A 22,027-nucleotide genomic window follows, 5' to 3' on the forward strand; every position below is an offset into this window, starting at 1 on the left:
TTATTCGCCACGAATGCCGGCGCGCTTCACCATCTCGCCGTAGGTCACGAGCCGCTCCGACATCATGGCCGTGAACTGCGCGGGCGATTGCGCCTCTGGCGTGAGCGAGCCGCGGGACAGCAGCGCCTCCGCCATGGCCGGCTGGTCGGCCACCGAGCGCACCGCCTTGTGCAGCGCGGCAATCACCTCGGGCGGCGTCTTCGCGGGCGCGGCCAGGCCGATCCACGAGGTGGTGTTCAGCACCGGGTAGCCCAGCTCGGCGAAGGTCGGCACGTCGGGCAGCGCCGCCACGCGCGCCGGCGCGGCCACCGCCAGCGCGCGCAGCTTGCCGGCCTGGATGTGCGGCAGGAAAGGCGCGAGGTTGTCCAGGCCGAACTGCACTTCATTCGAGATCAGCGCCGTCACCAGCGGACCGCCGCCGCGGTACGGCACGTGCGTGGCGTCGAGCTGCAGCTGCGACTTCATCAGCTCCACGTTGAGCTGGCCCATGCTGCCCGGCCCCGCGCTGCAGAAGTTGAGCTGGCCGGGGCGCGACTTCACCAGCGCGACGAACTCCTTGAAGGTCTTCGCGGGCACGGCGGGGTTCACCAGCAGCACGTTGATCGAGCGCGCCAGCTGGGTGATGGAGGCAAAGTCCTTGATCGGGTCGTAGCCCGGGTTGGCCTGCGTGAGCGGGTTGGCCAGGTGCGAGCTCTGCGAGGACACCACCAGCGTGTAGCCGTCGGGCCTGGCGCGCGCCACCTGCGCGCTGGCGATCGAGCCGCCGGCGCCGGCGCGGTTGTCGATGACCACCGGCGTGCCCAGCGCCTTGGACAGCGGCTCGGCATACAGCCGCGCAATCAGGTCGACCGAGCCGCCCGCCGGGAACGGCACCACCAGCGTGACCGGCCGCGAGGGCCAGGCTTCGGCCCGCGCGGCCAGCGGCAGCATGGCGGCAAGGCCGGCACCGAGCATGGTGCGGCGGCGCAGGGCGGGAACGGTGAAGGTGGGGTTCATGGGGCGTCCTGATGCGGTGGGGTCTGTCAAAAAGTGGGCGCATTGTTGCAAGACGATCTAAATTTTGCAATGACCGTTGCAAAATTGAGGCTGACACGACTCCGCATGCAGAATGCCCGCGACCATGAATCTGAACCAACGCATCTCGGGTTACGGCAAGAAGCTCACCAAGAGCGAGCAACTCCTGATCGAGGAACTGCAGACGCGCTACCCCCAAGGCCTGCTCGAATCTGCAACGAGCCTTGCAAAGAAGGTGGGCACCAGCGCCTCCACCGTGGTGCGCCTGCTCGCCAAGCTGGGCTACGCCAGCTATGCCGAGGCGCAGATGGAGGCGCGCTCCGAGGTCACCGCGCGGCTGTCCTCGCCGGCCACGCGCGCGGACGCCGTCATCCTCGACGACGCCTCGGTGCGCACCTGCCTGGCCAATGCGCTGCTGCACGACCAGCACAACCTGGCCTCGACCTTCGCGGCGCTCGACGTCACGGCCTTCGAGGGCGCGGTGCGCCTGCTCACGCAGCGCAAGGCGCGCGTGCATGTGACCGGGCAGCGGCACGCCGCGGCGCTGGCCGGCCACCTGGCGCTGCACCTGAACATGTGCCTGCCCGACGTGCGCCCCATGACCGCCACCGGCCCGCTGCTCATGGAAGACCAGTTGCTGTGGATCGGCGAACAGGACGTGCTGCTGGCCGTCACCTTCAGGCGCCATGCGCTGGCCACCGCGCGCGCGGCCAGGTACTTCAAGGAAAAGGGCGCGAAGGTCATCGTCATCACCGACGGGCCCTCGGTGCCGGCGGCCGCCTCGGCCGACCACGTGATGCTGGTGCGCACGTCGAGCGCGTCGCCGTTCGACTCGTACACGGCGGCGTTCTCGCTGTGCAATGCGCTGGTCACCGCCGTGGTGCAGCGGCGCAAGAAGGAGCTGGGTGAGGCGCTCGAACGCGGCGACGCGCTGTGGGAGCAGCACTGGAACGACACGGCCGCGCAGGCCGGTCGTTCACGCAAGGCCTCTTCAGCCGGCTGAAACAGCGGCTCAGGCGGGTGGCGAGGCAGGCGCTGCGGCGGGCGTGTCCAGCCGCAGCAGCCGCACCGCGTTGCCCTTCAGGATGCCGGGCATCACCTCGGGCTTGAAACCCGCCGCCTCGAAGTCGCGCATCCAGCGGTCGGGCGTGATCAGCGGGTAGTCGCTGCCGAACAGGATGCGGTCCTTCAGCAGCGTGTTGGCGTACTGCACCAGCTGCTTCGGAAAGTACTTCGGGCTCCAGCCCGACAGGTCGATCCACACGTTGGGCTTGTGCGTGGCCACGCTCAGCGCCTCGTCCTGCCACGGGAAGCTGGGGTGCGCCATGACGATCTGCATGTCGGGGAAGTCGATGGCCACGTCGTCCAGGTGCATCGGGTTGCTGTACTCCAGCCGCAGCCCGCCGCCACAGCGCATGCCCGAACCGATGCCGCTGTGGCCGGTGTGGAAGATGGCCGGCAGGCCGTACTCGGCAATCACCTCGTAGATGGGCCAGGCCATCTTGTCGTACGGGTGGTAGCCCTGCACCGTCGGGTGGAACTTGAAGCCCTTCACGCCGTGCTCCTCGATGAGGCGGCGCGCCTCGCGTGCGCCCATCTTTCCCTTGTGCGGATCGATGCTGCCGAAGGCAATCATGATGTCGCTGTTCTTCTGCGCGGCCTCGGCGATCTCCTCGTTCGGGATGCGCCGGCGGCCCATGTTCGACTCCGCGTCGACCATGAACATCACCAGCCCGATCTTTCTTTCACGGTAGTACGCCACGCTCTCCGCAATCGTGGGCCGCCCGCTGGAGCCGAAGTACTTGTCGGCGGCGCGGTCGTACTCCTCGCCGTAGTTGTCGAACGGGTTCCAGCAACTCACCTCGGCGTGGGTGTGGATGTCGATCGCAATCAGGTTCTGGTGGTCCATGTCTGTTGTCTCCGGTACGGGTAAGTCCCTAGGTTCGGGGGGCCTCAAGTGCCTTGAATTGATTATTTCTCATAACCATAATCCAACGCAACCCCGAACACCATCATGACCAATCCAGACCTTCACATCGACATCCGCGACGAAGTCGCCATCGTCCGCCTGACGCGCGGCGCCAAGCGCAATGCGTTGTCCGACGGCCTGATCTTCGCGCTGCGCGACGCCTTCGAGAAGCTGCCCTCCACCGTGCGCGCCGCGGTGCTCGACGGCGAAGGCCCGCACTTCTGCGCCGGCCTCGACCTGAGCGAGCTGAAGGAGCGCGACGCCGGCCAGGGCCTGCAGCACTCGCGCACCTGGCACGCGGCGCTCGACCTGATCCAGCACGGCCCGGTGCCGGTGATCGCGGCGCTGCACGGCGCGGTGGTCGGCGGCGGGCTCGAGCTGGCCAGCGCCTGCCACATCCGCGTGGCTGACAGGAGCACCTTCTACGCGCTGCCCGAAGGCTCGCGCGGCATCTTCGTGGGCGGCGGCGGTTCGGTGCGCATTCCCAAGCTGATCGGCGTGGCGCGCATGACCGACATGATGATGACCGGACGCGTCTACAACGCCGAGGACGGCGAGCGCGCCAACTTCGCGCAGTACCTGGTCGACGAGGGCACCGCCTTCGACAAGGCGCTGGAGATCGCCAAGCGCGTGGCCACCAACGCGCCGCTGACCAACTACGCGCTGATGCACGCGCTGCCGCGCATCGCCGAGCAGTCGGCCGACCACGGCTTCTTCACCGAAGCGCTGATGTCGGGCATCGTGCAGGCCGCGCCCGAGGCCAAGCAGCGCGTGCGCGACTTCCTCGAAGGCCGCGGCGCGAAGGTGAGCAAGGGATGACCGCCGCTCCCGTGGTTCCCGCCGTTCGCTATCGGCCGCTGGCCTTCGGCGTCACGCGCGCCACGCTGCGCGACGGCGCACCCGGCACGCAGTACCTCAAGGCCGAGACGCAACTCGCGGCCTACCGCGAGCGCATGACCGACCGCCTCGCCTACTGGGCCGAACACGCGCCCGATCGCACCTTCATCGCCCGCCGCGAACGGCTGGCCGACGGCGGCACCGGCGACTGGCTGCGCGTGTCCTATGCGCAGGCACTGCAGGAAGCGCGCGGCATCGGACAGGCGCTGCTCGAGCGCGGCCTGAGCGCGGAGCGCCCCGTGGCCATCCTCAGCGAGAACGGCATCGAGCATGCGCTGCTCGCGCTCGGCTGCCTCTACGCCGGCGTGCCCTACTGCCCCGTGTCGCCGCCCTACTCGCTGGTGAGCCAGGACTTCGAGAAGCTGCGCCACGTGCTGGACACGCTCACGCCGGGCCTGGTGTTCGCCACCGACGCCGCGCGCTACGGACGCGCCATTGCCGCCGTCGTGCCCGCCGGCACCGAGGTCGTCATTGCCGAGGGCACGCTCGAAGGCCGCGCCTTCACCAGGTTCGACACGCTGGCCTCGACCCCCGCCACGCCCGCCATCGACGAAGCGATGCGCGCGACCGGCCCCGACACCATCACCAAGTTCCTCTTCACCTCGGGCTCCACCAAGATGCCCAAGGCGGTGATCAACACGCACCGCATGTGGTGCGCCAACCAGCAGCAGCTGCGCCAGTCGATTCCCGCGCTGGGCGACGAGCCGCCCGTGCTGGTCGACTGGCTGCCCTGGAACCACACCTTCGGCGGCAACCACAACGTGGGCATCGTGCTGGACAACGGCGGCACGCTGTACGTGGACGACGGCAAGCCCACGCCCGCCGGCATGGCCGAGACGCTGCGCAACCTGCGCGAGATCGCGCCCACCATCTACTTCAACGTGCCCACCGGCTTCGAGGCCATCGCGCACGCCATGGAAACCGACGCGGTGCTGCGGCGCAACCTGCTGTCGCGCGTGAAGATGTTCTTCTACTCGGGCGCCGCGCTGTCGCAGCCCGTGTGGGACAGCCTGCACAGGACGCAGGAGTCGGAAGTGGGCGAGCGCATCGTCATGGGCACCGGCCTGGGCATGACCGAGTCGGGCCCGTTCGCGCTCTACGTGACCGGCCCCGACGTGAAGTCGGGCGACGTGGGCCTGCCCGCGCCCGGCATCGAGCTCAAGCTGATCGACGTCGACGGCAAGACCGAGGTGCGCTACCGCGGCCCCAACATCACGCCCGGCTACTGGCGCGCGCCCGACGCCACCGCCGAGGCCTTCGACGACGAAGGCTTCTTCTCCACCGGCGACGCGGTGCAGTGGATCGACGGCGGCAACATCCACCGCGGCCTGCGCTTCGACGGCCGCATTGCCGAAGACTTCAAGCTCGCCACCGGCACCTTCGTGAGCGTGGGTCCGCTGCGCGCGAAGATCATCGCGGCCGGCTCGCCCTACGTGCAGGACGCGGTGCTCACCGGCATCAACCTGAAGGAAGTCGGCGCGCTGATCTTCACTACGCAGAAGGTGCGCCAGCTCGCCGGGCTCGATGCAGGCGCCACCCTGCAGCAGGTGCTCGAAAGCGCCCCGGTGCAGGCGCACTTCCAGCAGGTGGCCAACGACCTGTTCGCCACGGGCACCGGCAGCGCCAACCGCATCGCGCGGCTGCACCTGATGGCCGAGCCGCCTTCCATCGACAAGGGCGAGGTGACCGACAAGGGCTCCATCAACCAGCGCGCCGTGCTCAAGCACCGCGCAGCGCTGGCCGATGCGATGCACGGCGGCACGCTGCCCTTCACCCTCACGCCCCGTTAAGCAAGCACTCCAGGAGACCAGACACATGAAGATCGAAGGACAAGCCGCACTCGTCACCGGCGGCGCATCGGGCCTGGGCGAAGCCACCGCGCGCGAACTCGCGCGCCTGGGCGCCAAGGTCGCCGTGCTCGACCGCAACGCAGCGCTCGCTGAAAAGGTGGCTGCGGAAATCGGCGGCGTTGCCTGCCCCTGCGACATCACCGACACCGACAGCGTGAACGCCGCGCTCGACAAGGCCGAGGCCGCGCACGGCCCTGCGCGCATCCTGATGAACGTGGCCGGCATCGGCAGCGCCAAGCGCATCGTCGGCAAGGACGGCAACCCCGCGCCGCTCGAAGACTTCGTGCGCGTGGTCAACATCAACCTGATCGGCGGCTACAACATGGCGCGCCTGTTCGCCGCGCGCTGCGCCAGGCTGGCCGCGCTCGACAACGGCGAAAAGGGCGTGATGCTCTTCACCGCCTCCGTGGCGGCCTTCGACGGCCAGGTGGGCCAGCAGGCCTACAGCGCCTCCAAGGGCGGCCTGGTCGGCATGACCTTGCCGATGGCGCGCGACCTGGCGCAGCACGCCATTCGCGTGTGCACCGTGGCGCCGGGCCTCTTTGCCACGCCGCTGCTGCTGGAGCTGCCCGAGCCGGTGCAGCAGTCGCTGGCCGCGTCCATTCCGTTCCCGCCGCGCCTGGGCAAGCCTTCGGAGTTTGCCGAGCTGGCCTGCCACGTCGTCACCAACGGCCACCTCAACGGCGAAGTCATTCGCCTGGACGGCGCGCTGCGCATGGCGCCGCGCTGAGCCATCGTTCATTCGTTCCCGCTGCAGACCCGTCAAGACCTATCAGGAGACATCGATGACCTTCAAGAAGACCACCCTCGCCGCCGTGCTGGCGCTCATGAGCATGGGCCTCGCCCATGCCGACATCACCATCGGCGTGGTGCAGCCCCTCACCGGCCCGGCCTCGGGCCTGGGCATTCCGGTGAAGAACGGCATCGCCATCTGGCCCAAGACCATCGCCGGCGAAACGCTCAAGGTGGTGGTGCTCGACGACGCCACCGACCCCACCACGGGCGTGAAGGACGCGCAGCGCCTGGTCACTGAGGACAAGGCCGACATCATCGTCGGCTCCAGCGCCACGCCGGTGGCCATTCCGATGGCCGACGTGACGGCCGAAGCCGGCACGCCGCAGCTCTCTACCGCGCCGGCCGGCCTGCCGCCGGGCAAGGACAAGTGGTTCTTCCGCCTGCCGCAGTCGAACGACGTGATGGCCTTCGCGGTGGTCGCGCACATGAAGAAGCAGAACGTGAAGACGGTCGGCTTCCTGGGCTACACCGATGCCTACGGCGAGCTGTGGCTCAAGGCGCTGACCGCCGAGGCTGCGAAGAACGGCATCAAGATCGTCGCCACCGAGCGCTTCGCGCGCGCCGACACCAGCGTGACCGGCCAGGTGCTCAAGCTCACGTCGGCCAACCCGGATGCGATCCTCATCGTGGCTTCGGGCAGCGGTGCGGGCATGCCGCAGAAGGCGGTGATGGAGCGCGGCTTCAAGGGCAAGGTCTACCAGACGCACGCCGCCGCCACGCAGGACCTGATGCGCACCGCCGGCAAGGACGCCGAGGGCACCTTCGTGGTGTCGGGCCCCGCCACGGTGGCCGAGCAGTTGCCCGACAGCCATCCGTCGAAGGCCGCCGCCGTGGCCTTCGTGCAGGGTTACGAGAAGGCCTACGGCCCCGGCTCGCGCAACCAGTTCGCCGGCCACGCGGCCGACGCGCTCACGGTGCTCGAGAAGGCCATTCCGGTCGCGCTCAAGAAGGCCAAGCCCGGCACGCCGGAGTTCCGCGCCGCGCTGCGCGACGCGCTCGAAGGCATGGGCCGCACGGTGCTCGCGCACGGCGTGCTGAATTGGACGGCGCAGGACCACTGGGGCTACACGACCGAGACCGGCGTGATGCTCAAGGTGGTGAACGGCGCGTTCAAGGTCGAGCAGTAATCCCCCGCCGCAGCAGCCTTCACCTCACGCCATGGATTTCTCAATCGCCAGCATCCTGACGCTGGACGGCCTCACCAACGGCGCGATCTATGCCCTGCTGGGCATGGGCATCGTGCTGGTCTTCACGGTGACCCGCGTCATCTTCATTCCGCAGGGCGAATTCGTGGCGTACGGCGCGCTGACGCTGGCGATCTTCCAGACCGGCAAGACGCCGGGCACGGTGTGGCTGCTGCTCATACTGGCCGGCGTTGCCGCGCTGATGGACCTGGTCACCACCTGGCGCCACAGCGGCAGCGCCACGGGCGGCGTGAAGGCGGCACTGCGCACCTTCGCGCTGCCAGCCGTCATCTGCGCGGTGTCGGCCTGGGCCGGCCCGCGCAACCTGCCGATCGGCGTGCAGGCGCTGCTCACCGTGTTCATCGTCACGGCCTTCGGTCCGCTGGTGTACCGCGTGGCCTACCAGTCGCTGGCCGGCGCCAGTTCGCTGGTGCTGCTGATCGTCTCGGTCGGCGTGCACTTCGCGATGACGGGGCTGGGCTTGCTGTTCTTCGGCGCGGAGGGCTTTCGCAACCCGCCGTTCTGGGACGAGCGCATGGCGCTCGGGCCGCTCAACGTGAGCGGGCAGGCGCTGATCATCTTCGCCATGTCGGCGGCGCTGATCGTGCTGCTGTACCTGTTCTTCGAACGCAGCCTGTACGGCAAGGCGCTGCGCGCGACGGCCGTGAACCGGCTCGGCGCGCGGCTCATGGGCATCTCGACGCAGGCCGCCGGGCAGCTCACCTTCGCGATGGCCGCGCTCATCGGCGCGCTGTCGGGCCTGCTGATCGGGCCGACCACCACCGTGTTCTACGACTCGGGTTTTCTCATCGGCCTGAAGGGCTTCGTGGCCGGCGTGATCGGCGGCCTCGCCAGCTACCCGGGCGCGCTGCTGGGCGCGCTGGCCGTGGGCGTCATCGAGGCCTTCGGCTCGTTCTGGGCCAGCTCGTTCAAGGAAGTGATCGTGTTCACCATCATCCTGCCGGTGCTGCTGTGGCGTTCGCTCAAGAGCGGCCATTCGGACGAGGAGCACTGACATGGAAGCGCTCCTGAACCCCACTGCACCCGCACCCGAAAAGAGCCTGTTGCGCACCTGGGGCCCGCTCGCGCTGATCCTGGTGCTGGTGGCCTTGCCCTTCCTGCCGCTGCCCGACTTCTGGATCATCCAACTCAACTACATCGGCATCTACACGCTGCCCGTGCTCGGGCTGGTGCTGCTCACCGGCGTGGGCGGCCTCACCTCCTTCGGGCAGGCGGCTTTCGTGGGCATCGGCGCGTACACCACGGCCTACCTCACGGTGAACACGGGCCTGTCGCCGTGGGTCACGCTGTTCATCGGGCTGGTGTTCACGGGCCTGAGCGCCGCGCTCATCGGCGCGATCACGCTGCGCATGTCGGGCCACTACCTGCCGCTGGCCACCATCGCGTGGGCACTGTCGCTGTACTACCTCATGGGCAACCTCGAGGCGCTGGGCAAGTACGACGGCATCCTGGGCGTGAAGGGGCTGTCGCTGTTCGGCTTCGAGTTCGGCCAGCAGCGCCTTTTCTACGGCGTGGTGTGGGCCTTTGCGATCCTTGCGGCGTTCGCGGTGATCCGGCTGCTCGACTCGCGCAGCGGCCGCGCCATCCGCTCGCTGGCCGGCGGCTCGCAGATGGCCGAGGCCATGGGCGTGAACACGCTGCGCTTCAAGATCGGCATCTTCGTGCTGGCGGCGCTGCTCGCGTCCATCTCGGGTTGGCTGTTCGCGCACTTCCAGCGCACGGTGAACCCCTCGCCCTTCGGGCTGAAGATGGGCATCGAGTACCTCTTCATGGCGGTGCTGGGCGGCGCGGCCCACGTGTGGGGCGCCATTGCCGGCGCGGGCGTGGTCAAGCTGCTCGAAGACCAGCTGCAGGTGCTGCTGCCCAAGCTCATCGGCACGGCCGGCAGCTACGAGCTGATCGTGTTCGGCATCATGATCGTGCTGGTGCTCAAGTACCTGCCCAACGGGCTGTGGGCCTTCGTCGACCGGCGCCTGCCGCGTCCGCGCCGCACCGTCGACTGGCAGGGCGCGCACGACCTGCCCGCGCGCGCCAAGCCGGCCGCCGGCGAGGTGGTGCTCGACGTGCAGGCCATCCGCAAGACCTTCGGCGGGCTGGTGGCGGTGAACGACATCAGCTTCCAGACGCGCGCCGGCCAGATCGTCGGGCTCATCGGGCCGAACGGCGCGGGCAAGTCGACCACCTTCAACCTGGTGACCGGCGTGCTCGGGCTGTCGGGCGGCGCGGTGCGCTTTCGCGGCGAGGCCATCGGCGGGCTCGGTGCGCGGCAGATCGCGCAGCGCGGCGTGTCGCGCACCTTCCAGCACGTGAAGATGGTGGCCGACATGACGGTGCTGGAGAACGTGGCGCTGGGCGCGCACCTGCGCGGGCGCAAGGGCGCCGTCGCGGCCATGCTGCGCATCGACCGCAACGAAGAGCGCGCGCTGTTCCGCGAGGCCGAGCGCCAGCTGCAGCGCGTGGGCATGGGCGACTACCTGCACGAGACCGCGGGCAACCTCGCGATGGGCCAGCAGCGCCTGCTGGAGATTGCGCGCGCGCTGTGCGCCGACCCGGCCCTGCTGCTGCTCGACGAGCCCGCGGCCGGCCTGCGCCACAAGGAAAAGGAAGCGCTGGGCAAGGTGCTGCGGCAGCTGCGCGGCGAAGGCATGAGCATCCTGCTGGTCGAGCACGACATGGGACTGGTGATGGACATCTGCGACCACATCGTGGTGATGGAATTCGGCACGCACCTGATGGAGGGCACGCCCGCCGAAGTGCAGACCAGCGACAAGGTGCGCGCGGCCTACCTCGGAACGGAGCATTGACATGAGCACACCCCTGCTCCAGATCCGCGGCCTGCACGCCGGCTATGGCCGCGCCGAAGTGCTGCACGGCATCGACCTGAAGGCCGGCCAGGGCAGCGTCGTCACGGTGATCGGCCCGAACGGGGCCGGCAAGTCGACATTGCTCAACGCCCTGATGGGCGTGCTGCCTTCCAAGGGCGTCATCGAATTCAAGGGCCAGCCGATTGCGGCGCTGTCGCTCGAAGAGCGCGTGATGCTCGGCATTGCGCTGGTGCCCGAGAAGCGCGAGCTGTTCGGCACCATGCCGGTGGAAGACAACCTGGTGCTCGGCGCGTTCCGCCAGGTGCGCCTGCGCAACAAGCAATGGCGCGACCGCATCGACGAGGTCTACACGCTGTTCCCGCGGCTGAAGGAACGCCGCGCGCAACTGGCCGGCACGCTCTCGGGCGGCGAGCGGCAGATGCTGGCGGTGGGCCGCGCGCTGATGTCGCGCCCCACGCTGCTGATGCTCGACGAGCCCAGCCTGGGGTTGGCGCCGCTGGTGGTCCAGGAAATCTTCCGCACCGTCGATGCGCTGCGCGCCACGGGCGTGACCATCCTGCTGGTCGAGCAGAACGCGCGCGCCGCGCTCGAAGTGGCCGACCACGGCTACGTGCTCGAAATGGGCAGCGTGAGCCTGGAAGGCGAAGCGAAGCAACTGGCGGTCGACTCGCGGGTGATCGACACCTACCTGGGCGCGGCGCGCAAGGCCGCCTGACGACGACACGGCCGCGACCCTCGCGGCAAGGAGACCCCATGACCCGACAGCGCCACCTTCATTTCGGCCTGTGCGCGAGCGCACTCGGCGTGGCCGTGTTGCTCGCGGCGTGCGCAACGCGTGCGCCGGCACCGCATGCGCCACTGGCCGCGGCGCGCGCCGGCACGCTCCAAGCGTGCACCGACCTCGCGGCCCGCGCCGCGTTGCCGGGCACCGGCTACACATCCGCCACCGAAGTGGCGGCCGGCACCGTGACCGTCGGCGGCGTGGCGATGAACGCCCCTGCGCACTGCCTGGTGCAGGGCCGCATGAACGAGCGCACGAGCCCCGTCGACAACCAGCGCTACGCCATCGGCTTCGAGATGCGCCTGCCCGTGGCATGGAACGGCCGCTTCTTCTACCAGGCCAACGGCGGGCTCGACGGCGTGGTGCTGCCCGCACTGGGCGGCGTCGGCGGTGGCGGCCCGCGCAGCAGTGCGCTGCAGATGGGCTTTGCCGTCATCAGCGCCGACGCCGGCCATGCGGGCGCGATGGGCCCGCGCTTCGGGCTCGACCCGCAGGCCCGGCTCGACTACGGCTACAACGCCGTCGCGCAGCTCACGCCGATGGCCAGGAACCTCATTGCCAAGGCCTACGGCCGCGGCCCCGACCGCTCGTACTTCGGTGGCTGCTCCAACGGCGGACGCCATGCGATGGTGGCCGCGGTGCGCTCGGCCGACTCTTACGACGGCATCCTCGCGGGCGACCCAGGCTTCAACCTGCCGAAGGCGGCGGTGGCGCAACTCTATGGCGCACAGCAGTACGCCGCCGTTGCCAGCGCCAAGACACCCACCGGCCAGCCCGACCTGCAGAGCGCCTTCACGCCCGCCGAGATGAAGCTGGTGGCCGACAAGGTGCTGCAGCGCTGCGACGCGCTCGACGGCCTGGCCGACGGCATCGTGTCGAACGTGCAGGCCTGCAGGACGAAGTTCGACATCCAGACCGCCGTGCCGACGTGCGCGGCCGGCACGCGCGACGGCATGTGCCTGAGCGCGCCGCAGAAGAACGCGCTCGCCAACGTGTTCAAGGGCGCGCGCAACAGCGCGGGCCAGCCCATCTACAGCGGCTTTCCGTTCGACGCGGGCGTGAGCGGCAGCAACTGGCGCGAGTGGAAGTTCGCCAGCCCGGGAACGCGCGACGCCGGCGCCGTGGCCTTCATCTTCAGCACGCCGCCGCTGGCCGACCGGCCGCAGGGCCTGCCCTTCGCGCTGGGCTTCGACATGGACCGCGACGCACCGCGCATCGCGGCGACGGACGGTGTGTTCCGCGAATCGGCGCTGTCGTTCATGACGCCGCCGGACGCCGCCAACCTGGGCGCGCTGCGCGACAAGGGCGGCCGCATGATCGTCTACCACGGCACCAGCGACCCGGTGTTCTCGTCGGACGACACGGCCGCATGGTACGAGCGCGTGCAGGCCGCGAACGGCGGCGATGCGTCGGCCTTCGCGCGCTACTTTCCCGTGCCCGGCATGAACCACTGCGCGGGCGGCCCGGCCACCGACCAGTTCGACATGCTGAGCGCACTGGTCGACTGGGTCGAGCAGGGCAAGGCGCCCGCATCGGTCACGGCGAGCGCGCGCGGCGCGGGCACGCCGGCGCCGAATGCCGAGGTGCCGGCGAACTGGTCGGCCCAACGCACACGACCGCTGTGCCCCTACCCGCAAGTTGCGACCTACACCGGTGGCGACACCGAGCGCGCGAGCAGCTTCGCCTGCAAGCTGCCTACCCCCTGAATCAGCGAAAGCAGAAGAGCCTCCATGGATTACCAGCCCCGCCCCGACGACGTCCGCTTCCTGCTCAACGCCGTGCTCGACGCGCCCGCGCGCCTGGCCGCGCTCGCGCCCTTTGCCGAAGTCGACGAAGCGCTGCAGTCGCAGGTGCTCGAAGAAGCCGGCCGCTTCGTCGGCGAAGTGGTGGCCCCCATCAACCGCGGCGGCGACGAAGTCGGCTGCCGCTTTGCCGATGGCAACGTCGTGTCGCCGCCGGGCTTCAGAGAGGCCTACCAGGCCTTCGTCGATGGCGGCTGGCCTGCGCTGTCGGCCGCGACGGAAGACGGCGGACAGGGCCTGCCCGCGGTGCTCGAAGCGGTGCTCTACGAATGGCTGGCCGCCGCCAACCACGGCCTCACGATGGCGCCGGGCCTGCTGCACGGCGCCTACGCCTGCCTCAAGCACCACGGCAGCGACGAGCTGAAGCAGCGCTATCTGTCGAAGATCGCCACTGGCGAGTGGCTCGCCACCATGTGCCTCACCGAGGCGCATGCAGGCAGCGACCTGGGCCAGGTGCGCACGCGCGCCGTGCCGCAGGCCGACGGCAGCCTGCGGGTGAACGGCGGCAAGATCTTCATCTCCGGCGGCGAGCACGACCTGACGCCGAACATCGTGCACCTGGTGCTGTGCCGCCTGCCCGATGCACCGGCGGGCCCCAAGGGGCTGTCGCTGGCGCTGGTGCCCAAGCTGCTGCCCGACGGCGCGCGCAACGCGGTGCACTGCGAACGCATCGAGGAGAAGATGGGCCTGCACGGCAGCCCCACCTGCACCATGCGCTTCGACGACGCCACGGGCTGGCTGGTCGGCGAGCCCGGCCGTGGCCTGGCCGCGATGTTCGTGATGATGAATTCGGCGCGCCTGCACGTGGCGCTGCAGGGCATCGGCCTGCTCGACGCCGCCTGGCAGAAGGCCGACGCCTACGCGGCCGAGCGCCGCCAGATGCGCGCGCCCGGCCCCGTGCCCGCGAGCCGCGGCGGCGAGAGCGCCGACCTGATTGCCGAGCACCCCGCGGTGCGCCGCATCCTCGACACGCAGCGCGCGTGGATCGACGGCACGCGCACCCTCGCCTACCGCAGCGCGCTGATGCTCGACGTGGCCGTGCACGACGCCGACCCGAAGGCGCGCGAGCGCGCGCAGCGCTGGTGCGCCTTTGTCACGCCGGTGCTCAAGGCCGCGTGCACGCAGCAGGCCTTTCATGGCGCGAGCGAATGCCTGCAGGTGTTCGGCGGCCACGGCTATGTGCGCGAGTGGGGCATCGAGCAGGTGGTGCGCGACGCGCGCGTGACCATGATCTACGAGGGCACCAACGAGATCCAGGCCATCGACCTGCTGGTGCGCAAGGTGCTGCCCGACGGCGGCGCGGGCATGTCGGCGGTGCTGCTGGAGCTGCGCGACACGCTGGACGCCTCGCGCGAGGCCGACGCCGACGTGCAGCGGCGCCTCGCGCAACTGCGCTACCTGGGCACCACGGTGGCCATGGCGGCGCATGCCAACCCGGTGCTGCCGTACGAGGTGGCCGACGACTACCTGCGCGTGACCATGCTCACGCTGATGGCCTGGGCCTGGGCGCGCATCGAGGCGGTGGCGCCGCAGGACGCAGCCAAGGCACGCGCGGCCACCGCCTTCCGGCGCTGGGTGCTGCCCGAGTTCGAGATGCGCCTGGGCATCGTCAAGAAGGCCTGCGAGACCGTGGCGCTGACGCACGCGGCGGCGCCCGCGGGTGTGGCGAAGTAGCCACTGGCGCCGCCTGCCGCGCGTTACGCTCGCACCATGCCCTCCTCCGCGAAATCTGCTCCCGCCAAAGGCCAGCCCGACCCGCTCGACGCGCGCATGCTCGAAGGCCTGGTGGGCTACAACGCGCGCCGCGCGTGGCTGATCGTCAGCGACTTCTTCGCGGAGCGCATGGCGCCCTACGGCTTGAAGCAGATCGACTTCTCGGTGCTCTCGCTGCTGGCGCACAACCCGGGCGCCACCTCACGGCAGCTGTGCAACACGCTGGACATCCTGCCGCCGAACCTGGTGAGCCTGGTGGTCACGCTCGACAGCCGCGGGCTCATCGAGCGCCGGCCGCATCCGCACGACGGCCGCGCCGTGGGCCTGCACCTCACGCCGGCCGGCGAGACGCTGGTGCGCGAGGCCGAGCAGGCCGTGGTGCAGCTCGAGGCCGATGCGAGCGCCAGGCTCAGCGCCCGCGAGCGCGAGACGCTGATCAAGCTGCTGCAGAAGATCTATCTGTAGCCTTCGGCGATTGCAAGGGCTTCAGAGGCCCCGTTCGACCATGTCGATCAGCTGCTGGCCGAGCCCGTGCACGGCGTCGGCCGGCATTTCGCGCAGCGGCCCGTCGATGATGAGCAGCGCCAGCCCGTGCACCGCCGACCACGCGAGGTATTCGGCATTCGGGCGCCGCTGCGCAGCGAGCACGCCCGCGTCCACCAGCCGGTCGATCGCCTTGCCCAGCAGCTCGAACGGGTCGAGCCCGCTGTCGGCGCCGCCCTTGCCCGGGCCGAGCTCGCCGCGGCCTTCGTCTGAAATCACGAACGCCGTGCGGAACAGGCCCGGCTCGGCCTGCGCGAACCGCAGGTAGGCGGTGCCGATGGCGCGCACCTGTGCGCGCGCGAAGTCGGCGGGCGGCTGGTCGCAGGGCAGCACGGCCAGTTCCTTTTCCATCGCGCCCGCCGCCGCGGCCAGCGCCGCCTCGCGCACGGCCAGCAACAGTTCCTGGCGGCTGGCGAAATGCCGGTAGGCCGCATTCGGCACCACCCCCGCGCGCCGCGTGGCCTCGCGCAGCACCACGGCGCCGGGGCCGCCGTCGCGCGCCAGCTCGATGCCCGCGTCCAGCAGGGCCCGGCGCAGGTCACCGTGTCGGTAGGTGCTGCGGGCGGGCGGCAGGCTTTCGGGAACGTTGTTGAGCTTCATTGCAATTCCATGTGGACACTGTCCATTATCCCTGCTATTCTTTGTGGACGGTGTACACAAAGTAATCCGATTGTTTGCGGCCCATGACACCGGGGGCTTGCGACCCACCTCGTCCATCCAAAGGAATTGCCATGAAAGTCCAGTCTTACCTCTCGTTCGAAGGCCGCTGCGACGAAGCGCTCGGCTTCTACAAGAAGGCGCTCGGCGCCGAGGTCGTCCAGCTCATGCGCTACAGCGAAGCGCCCGCGCAAGCCCCTTCGGGCAACGCCGACGACGGCTGCGGCGGCGCGATGCCGTCGCCCGACAAGGTGATGCACGCGGTGGTGCGCATCGGCGAAACCGAGCTCATGGCCTCCGACGGCCGCTGCTCGGGGCAGGCCGAGTTCAAGGGCGTGATGCTGGCGCTCACCGCCAACACCGACGCAGAAGCCCGCCAGTGGTTCGACGCGCTGGCCGACGGCGGCCAGGTGATGCAACCGCTGATGAAGACCTTCTTCACCTCCAGCTTCGGCATGCTGAACGACCGCTTCGGCGTGAGCTGGCTGCTGGTGGTGCAGCAGGCCAGCTGAGTTCGCGCCGCCCCGTCATCGCCACGACATTGCTCCGCATCGCCTCACCAAGTCCCGCCATGCTCAAGAAAATCGCCCTCGTTCTCGTCCTCGCCATTGCCGCGCTGCTGATCTTCGCGGCCACCCGGCCCGACACCTTCCGCGTGGAGCGCACCGCGCGCATCAACGCGCCGGCCGAGAAGATCTTTCCGCTGATCGACGACTTCCACCGCTGGGGCGCCTGGTCGCCCTACGAGAAGCTCGACCCCGCCATGAAGCGCAGCTTCGGCGGCGCGCCCAGCGGCAAGGGGGCCACCTATGCGTGGGAGGGCAACAGCCAGGCGGGCGCGGGACACATGGAGATCGTCGAGTCGGCGCCTTCGTCGAAGGTCGCGATCAAGCTCGACTTCATCCAGCCCTTCGAAGGCCACAACATGGCCGAGTTCACGCTGCAGCCCCAGGGCGGCGCCACGCAGGTGACCTGGGCCATGCACGGCCCGAGCCCCTACGTCGCCAGGCTCATGGGCATCTTCTTCAACATGGACCAGATGATCGGCAAGGACTTCGAAGCAGGCCTGGCCAACCTGAAGACAGCCACCGAAAAGTAACCCACCAAGGAAAGCTCATGTCCCCCATCCACGCCTACCTCACGTTCGACGGCAACGCAGCCGAAGCCATGCGCTTCTACGAGAAGACGCTCGGCGGCAAGATGCAGATGATGATGACCATCGGCGAAGCGCCCGACACCGCGCAGTTGCCGCCCGAGGCGAAGAACCGCATCATGCATGCCTCGCTGGCCTACGGCGAGGGCATGCTCATGGCCTCCGACACCATGCCCGGCCAGGCCTACGAAGGCATGAAGGGCTTCGGCGTGGCGCTCACGCTGGAGACCGTGGCCGAAGCGCGCCGCGTGTTCGACGCCTTCGCCGCGGGCGGCACCGTCTCCATGCCCTTCGAGAAGACCTTCTGGGTCGAAGGCTTCGGCATGGTGACCGACCGCTTCGGCACCCCCTGGCTCATCAACGGCGGCAAGCCGCTGGTCTAGCCCGCCGCCCCCGGCGCCCGCAACAGGAACGACCTCCCATGACCGTCACACTCGACAACCGCAAGCGCTGGCTCGCCTTGATGGTGTTGTGCCTCGGCGTTCTCATGATCGTGCTCGACACGACCATCGTGAACGTGGCGCTGCCCTCGATCCGAACCGACCTGGGCTTCACCGAGACCTCGCTGGTCTGGGTGGTCAACGCCTACATGCTGACCTTCGGCGGCTTCCTGCTGCTGGGCGGGCGGCTCGGCGACCTGTACGGCCACCGCCGCGTGTTCCTCGCGGGCCTGGTGCTGTTCACGCTGGCCTCGCTGGCCTGCGGGGTCTCGACCTCGCAGGGCCTGCTGGTGGCCGCGCGCGCGGTGCAGGGCCTGGGCGGCGCGGTGGTGTCGGCCGTGTCGCTCTCGCTGATCATGAACCTGTTCACCGAGCCGGCCGACCGCGCCAAGGCGATGGGCGTGTACGGCTTCGTGTGCGCGGGCGGCGGCAGCATCGGCGTGCTGCTGGGCGGGCTGCTCACGAGCACGCTGAGCTGGCACTGGATCTTCCTGGTGAACCTGCCGATCGGCGTGGCGGTGTACGCGCTGTGCGTGGCGCTGCTGCCGAGCGCGCGCGGCCATGCGCACGGCGAGAAGCTCGATGTGGCCGGCGCCGTCACGGTCACGCTGTCGCTCATGCTCGCGGTGTACGGCGTGGTCAACGGCAACGAGGCCGGCTGGGCCTCGGCGCAGACGCTGGGCCTGTTGGGCGCGGCGGTGGGGCTGCTGGCGGTGTTCATCGCCATCGAGTCGCGGGTGCAGCATCCGCTGATGCCGCTGGGCCTGTTCCGCCTGCGCAGCGTGTCGGTGGCCAACGTGGTGGGCGTCCTGTGGGCCGCGGCCATGTTCGCGTGGTTCTTCATCTCGGCGCTCTACATGCAGCTGGTGCTGCAGTACACGCCCATGCAGATCGGCCTGGCCTTCCTGCCGTCCAACATCATCATGGCGGTGTTCTCGCTCGGGCTGTCCGCCAAGATCGTGATGCGCTTCGGCATCCGCAAGCCGCTGGCGGCAGGCCTCTGGCTCGCGGCCATCGGGCTGGCGCTGTTCGCGCGCGCACCGGTCAGCGGCAGCTTCGTACTCGACGTGCTGCCCGGCATGATGCTGCTCGGCCTGGGCGCGGGCATGGCCTTCAACCCGCTGCTGCTGGCCGCCATGAGCGAGGTGAGCCCGGCCGACTCGGGCCTGGCCTCGGGCGTGGTCAACACCGCCTTCATGATGGGCGGCGCGCTGGGCCTGGCCGTGTTGGCCAGCGCCGCGGCCGCGCGCACCGCGTCGATGGAAGCGGCCGGCGCGCAGATGCCGCTGGCGCTCACCGGCGGCTACAACCTGGCGTTTCTCGTCGGCGCCGTGTTCGCGGCGACGGCGGGCCTGATCGGCGCCTTGCTGCTGCGCTCCGCCATGCCGGGGCAGATGCAGAACCACAGCAACTGCAAGGGCAACGACAACGGCAAGGCCGGCGACAAGATGGCCCCCCGTGGAACAGCCGCACCGTGAACCTCAGGCCATGCAACCGCCCCTCTTCTTCCTTCAGCATTTCCACTCCCTGTTCAGGAGAACACCCATGGCTCGCTATGTAGATGGTTTCATCGTTGCCATTCCCACCGCGAACGTGGAGGCCTACCGCAAGCTGGCGCGCAAGGCCGGCAAGGTCTGGATGGAATACGGCGCGCTCGAATACGTGGAGTGCATCGCCGACGACGTGAAGCCCGGCAAGCTCACCTCGTTTCCGCAGAGCGTGAAGCAGAAGGCCGACGAGACGGTGGCCTTCTCGTGGATCACCTACAAGTCGCGCAAGCACCGCGACACGGTCAACGCGAAGGTGATGGCCGACCCGCGCATCACGGCGATGGACCCGAAGACCATGCCCTTCGATGCGAAGCGGATGATCTTCGGCGGCTTCAAGAGCATCGTCGAGCTCTGAGCTCGCGCGGGATGCTCAGGCCAGGAAGCCGTCGTAGACGAGCTTCAGGCCCGTGAGCAGCATGCCCAGGTACACGAAGCGATAGAACCAGGTCGCGTCGATGCGCCGCGCAATGCGAATGCCGACCCACACGCCCAGCGGCGCGATCGGCATCAGCACGAGCGAGGTGGCCAGCGTGCGGAAGTCGAGCAAGCCGAGCCACGCATACGGGATCCACTTGCTCAGGTTCACCACGAAGAAGAAGTAGGCCATGGTGGCCGTGAAGATCACCGGCTTGAGCCGCAGCGGGATCACGTAGGCGTTGATCGGCGGGCCGCCCGCATGCGCGATGAAACTGGTGAAGCCCGAGACGGTCGTCAGCACCGCGCCCACGCCACGCGAGGGCAGCGGGTCGTTCGGCTTGGGCGGGAACAGCACGCGCTGCGCCAGGAACAGCAGGGTGAACACACCCACGATGCCCGCCACCGTGTGCGCCGGCAGCGCGCGAAACAGCAGCGTGCCGACCACCGTGCCCAGCAGCCCGAACGGAACCAGGAACTTGAGCAGCGAGCGGTCGAAGTCGCGCCGGAACGCGGCCAGGCCCAGCAGGTCCATCAGCAGCAACAGCGGCATGAGGATGGCGGCGGCCTGCGGCACCGTAACGGCCAGCGCCATCATCGGCACCGCGAGCGAACCGAAGCCGGCGCCGAAGCCGCTCTTGCTGATGCCGAGCAGCAGCACGGCGGGAATGGCGACCGCGTAGAAATGCGGGTCGGTGATCAGGGGAAAGGCCATGGGAATGAGGAGCGCGAAAAAAAGCCCGCCGTGGCGGCAGGCTTTGCGAGCGTAGCAGGATGACGCGGGGCGCGCTGCCCATCTGCCCAACTGCCCATCTACCCAGACGCCCAGCCGCCCTCAGCGTTCGAGCGCCCCTCCGGCCAGCCAGTCGGCGCCGCGCCTGTAGAGGGCCTCCACCGCCGGGCCCTTGAGCATCGGCATGTCGAGCTTCACCGTGTAGCCGATGCGCTGCTGGATGTAGGTGAGGTGGCGGTAGCCCTCGGGCAGGCCGGCCAGCACGGCCGCGTCGAGCGCGACGGTGGCGGCAGGGTCGACCGGGTCGATGCGGTCCTTCTCGTAGATCGGCTGGCGGTGCAGCAGCTTCCACTCGCCGCCGTGCTTTTCCACGAAGTCGTAGAAGCGGCCGGTGCACACCACGTCGCACAGCACGCCCTCGACCATGCCGCGCTGCGAGATGGTCATCTTGGTCTGCGCGATGGCACGCTCGCCCGCCACCTCGATGGCCGAGCCGCCCAGGAAGTGAAGAATGCTCACGCCCTTGGCCCAGCCTTCCTGCGTGACGCGGATGAAATCGGCGTACGGGCCCTGGAACCAGGTCGCCATCATCACGCCGTCGGGATGCCACACGGTGGCAAAGCGTTCCCAGTCGCCGGCGTCGCGCCACACGGCCCAGCGTTCGATCATCTGGCGGATCAGCAGCTCCTGCTGCAAGGTGTCATTCATTTGCGGTGTCTCTTTTGCTTGGTTTTCCGAGGCTCAGGCGGGCTGTGCGGCCGGTTCCTTCAGCGGGTTCAGCACGAAGTCGAAGTCCAGCCGCCAGCGGCCGTCGGCCTGCTTCGTCCACGGCGCCACCAGCGACTGGCGCACCGCGAACACCGCGTCGGAGTCGAGCCACTCGTCGCCGTCGCGGAACACGTGGGTGATGAGCCGCTCGTAGCCCGGCGCCTCGATCTTGAAATGCAGGTGCGCGGGCCGCCACGGGTGGCGCTTGGTGGCGCGCAGCAGGTCGCCCACGGGGCCGTCGACCGGAATCGGATAGGCCACCGCCACCACGCTTCGAAAGTGCAGCGAGCCGTCGGCCGCGGTGCGCAGCGTGCCGCGGTTCTCGGCATGGTCGAGCCCGGCGTGCTGCACGTCGTAGTGGCCGCCGGCATCGGCCTGCCACACGTCGACGACCGCATCGGCCACCGGCTCGCCGCCGAGGCCGCGCACCGTGGCGTACACGTCGCAGGGCTCGCCCTCGGCGCCGTTGGCCACGTCGTCGCCGTGCGCGTACTCGGGCGCGCCGTCGAAGTAGAAGGGGCCGAACACGGTGGCCTCGGTGCAGCCGGCGGGCTTGTCGTTGTTCATCGCGATGGTGAGCATCGACAGGCCCAGCACGTCCGACAGCAGGATGAACTCCTGGCGCTTGTCGTCGCACTTCTGGCCGGTGGCCGTGAGGTACTGGATGCCCTGGAACCACTCTTCCTCGGTGAGCTTCACCTCGCGGGCAAAGGCGTGCAGGTGCTGCACGAGGCTGGTCATGATCTCGCGCAGCCGCGGGCTCGGGGTGTCGGCGAAGCGTGCGAGCACGGCCTGCGTGATGTTGTCCTGGTTGAGGTTGCGCATCGTGGCGTCTCCGTGTTGTCTCTGGTGGGTACGGCGCACTGTAGGCCGCGCGCGGTTCCCATGAAAGCACCCGGGGCGCAAATGATTTTTCCG

22 protein-coding genes are annotated in these 22,027 nt (G+C 69.2%); 16 read left to right on the plus strand and 6 right to left on the minus strand.

From position 1 onward, the window contains the following. The gene (locus BM004_RS32325) at positions 1-996 is read right to left on the minus strand and encodes a Bug family tripartite tricarboxylate transporter substrate binding protein (protein ID WP_093219530.1); all 996 of its coding nucleotides are present in this window, start codon (positions 994-996) and stop codon (positions 1-3) included. Between the two features lie 124 nt (positions 997-1,120). Between BM004_RS32325 and BM004_RS32330 the strand changes: the two genes are divergently transcribed. Then, positions 1,121-2,017: a MurR/RpiR family transcriptional regulator gene (locus tag BM004_RS32330; protein ID WP_093219635.1), complete on the plus strand. Its 897-nt coding sequence runs from the start codon at positions 1,121-1,123 to the stop codon at positions 2,015-2,017. 9 nt (positions 2,018-2,026) lie between these two features. On the opposite strand, the gene BM004_RS32335 is transcribed toward BM004_RS32330, so the two are convergent. Next, positions 2,027-2,923 (minus strand): amidohydrolase family protein, encoded by an 897-nt coding sequence (locus BM004_RS32335; RefSeq protein WP_093219532.1) that lies wholly within the window; start codon positions 2,921-2,923, stop codon positions 2,027-2,029. Between the two features lie 105 nt (positions 2,924-3,028). On the opposite strand from BM004_RS32335, the gene BM004_RS32340 reads away from it, so the two are divergent. Genes BM004_RS32340 through BM004_RS32385 form a run of 10 tightly spaced genes read left to right on the plus strand, consistent with a single transcriptional unit; the run spans position 3,029 to position 15,316 of the window. Next, positions 3,029-3,802 carry a crotonase/enoyl-CoA hydratase family protein gene (locus BM004_RS32340; RefSeq protein WP_093132395.1) on the plus strand — a complete coding sequence of 258 codons (774 nt, stop codon included), beginning with the start codon at positions 3,029-3,031 and terminating at the stop codon, positions 3,800-3,802. Beyond that, positions 3,799-5,670, plus strand: a complete 1,872-nt coding sequence (locus tag BM004_RS32345; protein ID WP_093219534.1) for a feruloyl-CoA synthase — start codon at positions 3,799-3,801, stop codon at positions 5,668-5,670. The genes BM004_RS32340 and BM004_RS32345 overlap by 4 nt, the downstream gene beginning before the upstream one ends. Before the next feature lie 25 nt (positions 5,671-5,695). Beyond that, positions 5,696-6,460 carry an SDR family NAD(P)-dependent oxidoreductase gene (locus BM004_RS32350; RefSeq protein ID WP_093219537.1) on the plus strand — a complete coding sequence of 255 codons (765 nt, stop codon included), beginning with the start codon at positions 5,696-5,698 and terminating at the stop codon, positions 6,458-6,460. 55 nt (positions 6,461-6,515) lie between these two features. Beyond that, a complete protein-coding gene (locus BM004_RS32355; RefSeq protein WP_093219541.1) occupies positions 6,516-7,652 on the plus strand; it encodes an ABC transporter substrate-binding protein in 1,137 nt (378 codons plus the stop codon). A gap of 31 nt (positions 7,653-7,683) precedes the next feature. Continuing rightward, on the plus strand, positions 7,684-8,724 hold the full coding sequence (locus tag BM004_RS32360) for a branched-chain amino acid ABC transporter permease (protein ID WP_093132387.1): 1,041 nt from the start codon (positions 7,684-7,686) through the stop codon (positions 8,722-8,724). A gap of 1 nt (position 8,725) precedes the next feature. Beyond that, a complete protein-coding gene (locus tag BM004_RS32365; protein ID WP_093219544.1) occupies positions 8,726-10,534 on the plus strand; it encodes a branched-chain amino acid ABC transporter ATP-binding protein/permease in 1,809 nt (602 codons plus the stop codon). A gap of 1 nt (position 10,535) precedes the next feature. Then, positions 10,536-11,270, plus strand: coding sequence for an ABC transporter ATP-binding protein (locus tag BM004_RS32370; protein ID WP_093219547.1), 735 nt, complete (start codon positions 10,536-10,538; stop codon positions 11,268-11,270). Positions 11,271-11,308: 38 nt separating this feature from the next. After that, entirely contained in the window at positions 11,309-13,042 is a 1,734-nt protein-coding gene (locus tag BM004_RS32375; RefSeq protein ID WP_093219549.1) for a tannase/feruloyl esterase family alpha/beta hydrolase, read from the plus strand. A 24-nt stretch (positions 13,043-13,066) separates the two neighbouring features. Continuing rightward, positions 13,067-14,812, plus strand: a complete 1,746-nt coding sequence (locus BM004_RS32380; RefSeq protein WP_093219552.1) for an acyl-CoA dehydrogenase family protein — start codon at positions 13,067-13,069, stop codon at positions 14,810-14,812. A 36-nt stretch (positions 14,813-14,848) separates the two neighbouring features. After that, complete coding sequence (locus BM004_RS32385) at positions 14,849-15,316, plus strand: MarR family winged helix-turn-helix transcriptional regulator (RefSeq protein ID WP_093132377.1); 468 nt, start codon at positions 14,849-14,851, stop codon at positions 15,314-15,316. Between the two features lie 21 nt (positions 15,317-15,337). Here the strand turns inward: BM004_RS32385 and BM004_RS32390 are convergent, their stop codons facing one another. Then, positions 15,338-15,994: a TetR/AcrR family transcriptional regulator gene (locus BM004_RS32390; protein WP_093132375.1), complete on the minus strand. Its 657-nt coding sequence runs from the start codon at positions 15,992-15,994 to the stop codon at positions 15,338-15,340. A gap of 131 nt (positions 15,995-16,125) precedes the next feature. Between BM004_RS32390 and BM004_RS32395 the strand changes: the two genes are divergently transcribed. From BM004_RS32395 to BM004_RS32415, 5 genes are all read left to right on the plus strand, one after another. Further along, positions 16,126-16,563 (plus strand): VOC family protein, encoded by a 438-nt coding sequence (locus BM004_RS32395; RefSeq protein ID WP_093132373.1) that lies wholly within the window; start codon positions 16,126-16,128, stop codon positions 16,561-16,563. Positions 16,564-16,622: 59 nt separating this feature from the next. Further along, complete coding sequence (locus tag BM004_RS32400; protein WP_093219554.1) at positions 16,623-17,150, plus strand: SRPBCC family protein; 528 nt, start codon at positions 16,623-16,625, stop codon at positions 17,148-17,150. Positions 17,151-17,167: 17 nt separating this feature from the next. Continuing rightward, on the plus strand, positions 17,168-17,587 hold the full coding sequence (locus BM004_RS32405) for a VOC family protein (RefSeq protein ID WP_093132369.1): 420 nt from the start codon (positions 17,168-17,170) through the stop codon (positions 17,585-17,587). Positions 17,588-17,625: 38 nt separating this feature from the next. Then, entirely contained in the window at positions 17,626-19,122 is a 1,497-nt protein-coding gene (locus tag BM004_RS32410; protein ID WP_256220143.1) for a DHA2 family efflux MFS transporter permease subunit, read from the plus strand. Between the two features lie 67 nt (positions 19,123-19,189). After that, positions 19,190-19,549: a DUF1428 domain-containing protein gene (locus BM004_RS32415; protein ID WP_093219557.1), complete on the plus strand. Its 360-nt coding sequence runs from the start codon at positions 19,190-19,192 to the stop codon at positions 19,547-19,549. A gap of 15 nt (positions 19,550-19,564) precedes the next feature. Here the strand turns inward: BM004_RS32415 and BM004_RS32420 are convergent, their stop codons facing one another. From BM004_RS32420 to BM004_RS32430, 3 genes are all read right to left on the minus strand, one after another. After that, positions 19,565-20,323, minus strand: coding sequence for a sulfite exporter TauE/SafE family protein (locus tag BM004_RS32420; protein ID WP_093132365.1), 759 nt, complete (start codon positions 20,321-20,323; stop codon positions 19,565-19,567). Between the two features lie 120 nt (positions 20,324-20,443). Continuing rightward, positions 20,444-21,049, minus strand: coding sequence for a nuclear transport factor 2 family protein (locus BM004_RS32425; protein WP_093219563.1), 606 nt, complete (start codon positions 21,047-21,049; stop codon positions 20,444-20,446). A 33-nt stretch (positions 21,050-21,082) separates the two neighbouring features. Further along, the gene (locus tag BM004_RS32430) at positions 21,083-21,934 is read right to left on the minus strand and encodes an intradiol ring-cleavage dioxygenase (protein ID WP_093219566.1); all 852 of its coding nucleotides are present in this window, start codon (positions 21,932-21,934) and stop codon (positions 21,083-21,085) included. Positions 21,935-22,027: the final 93 nt, after the last annotated feature.

This window comes from Variovorax sp. OK212 (assembly GCF_900112425.1).
GTDB lineage: Bacteria > Pseudomonadota > Gammaproteobacteria > Burkholderiales > Burkholderiaceae_C > Variovorax.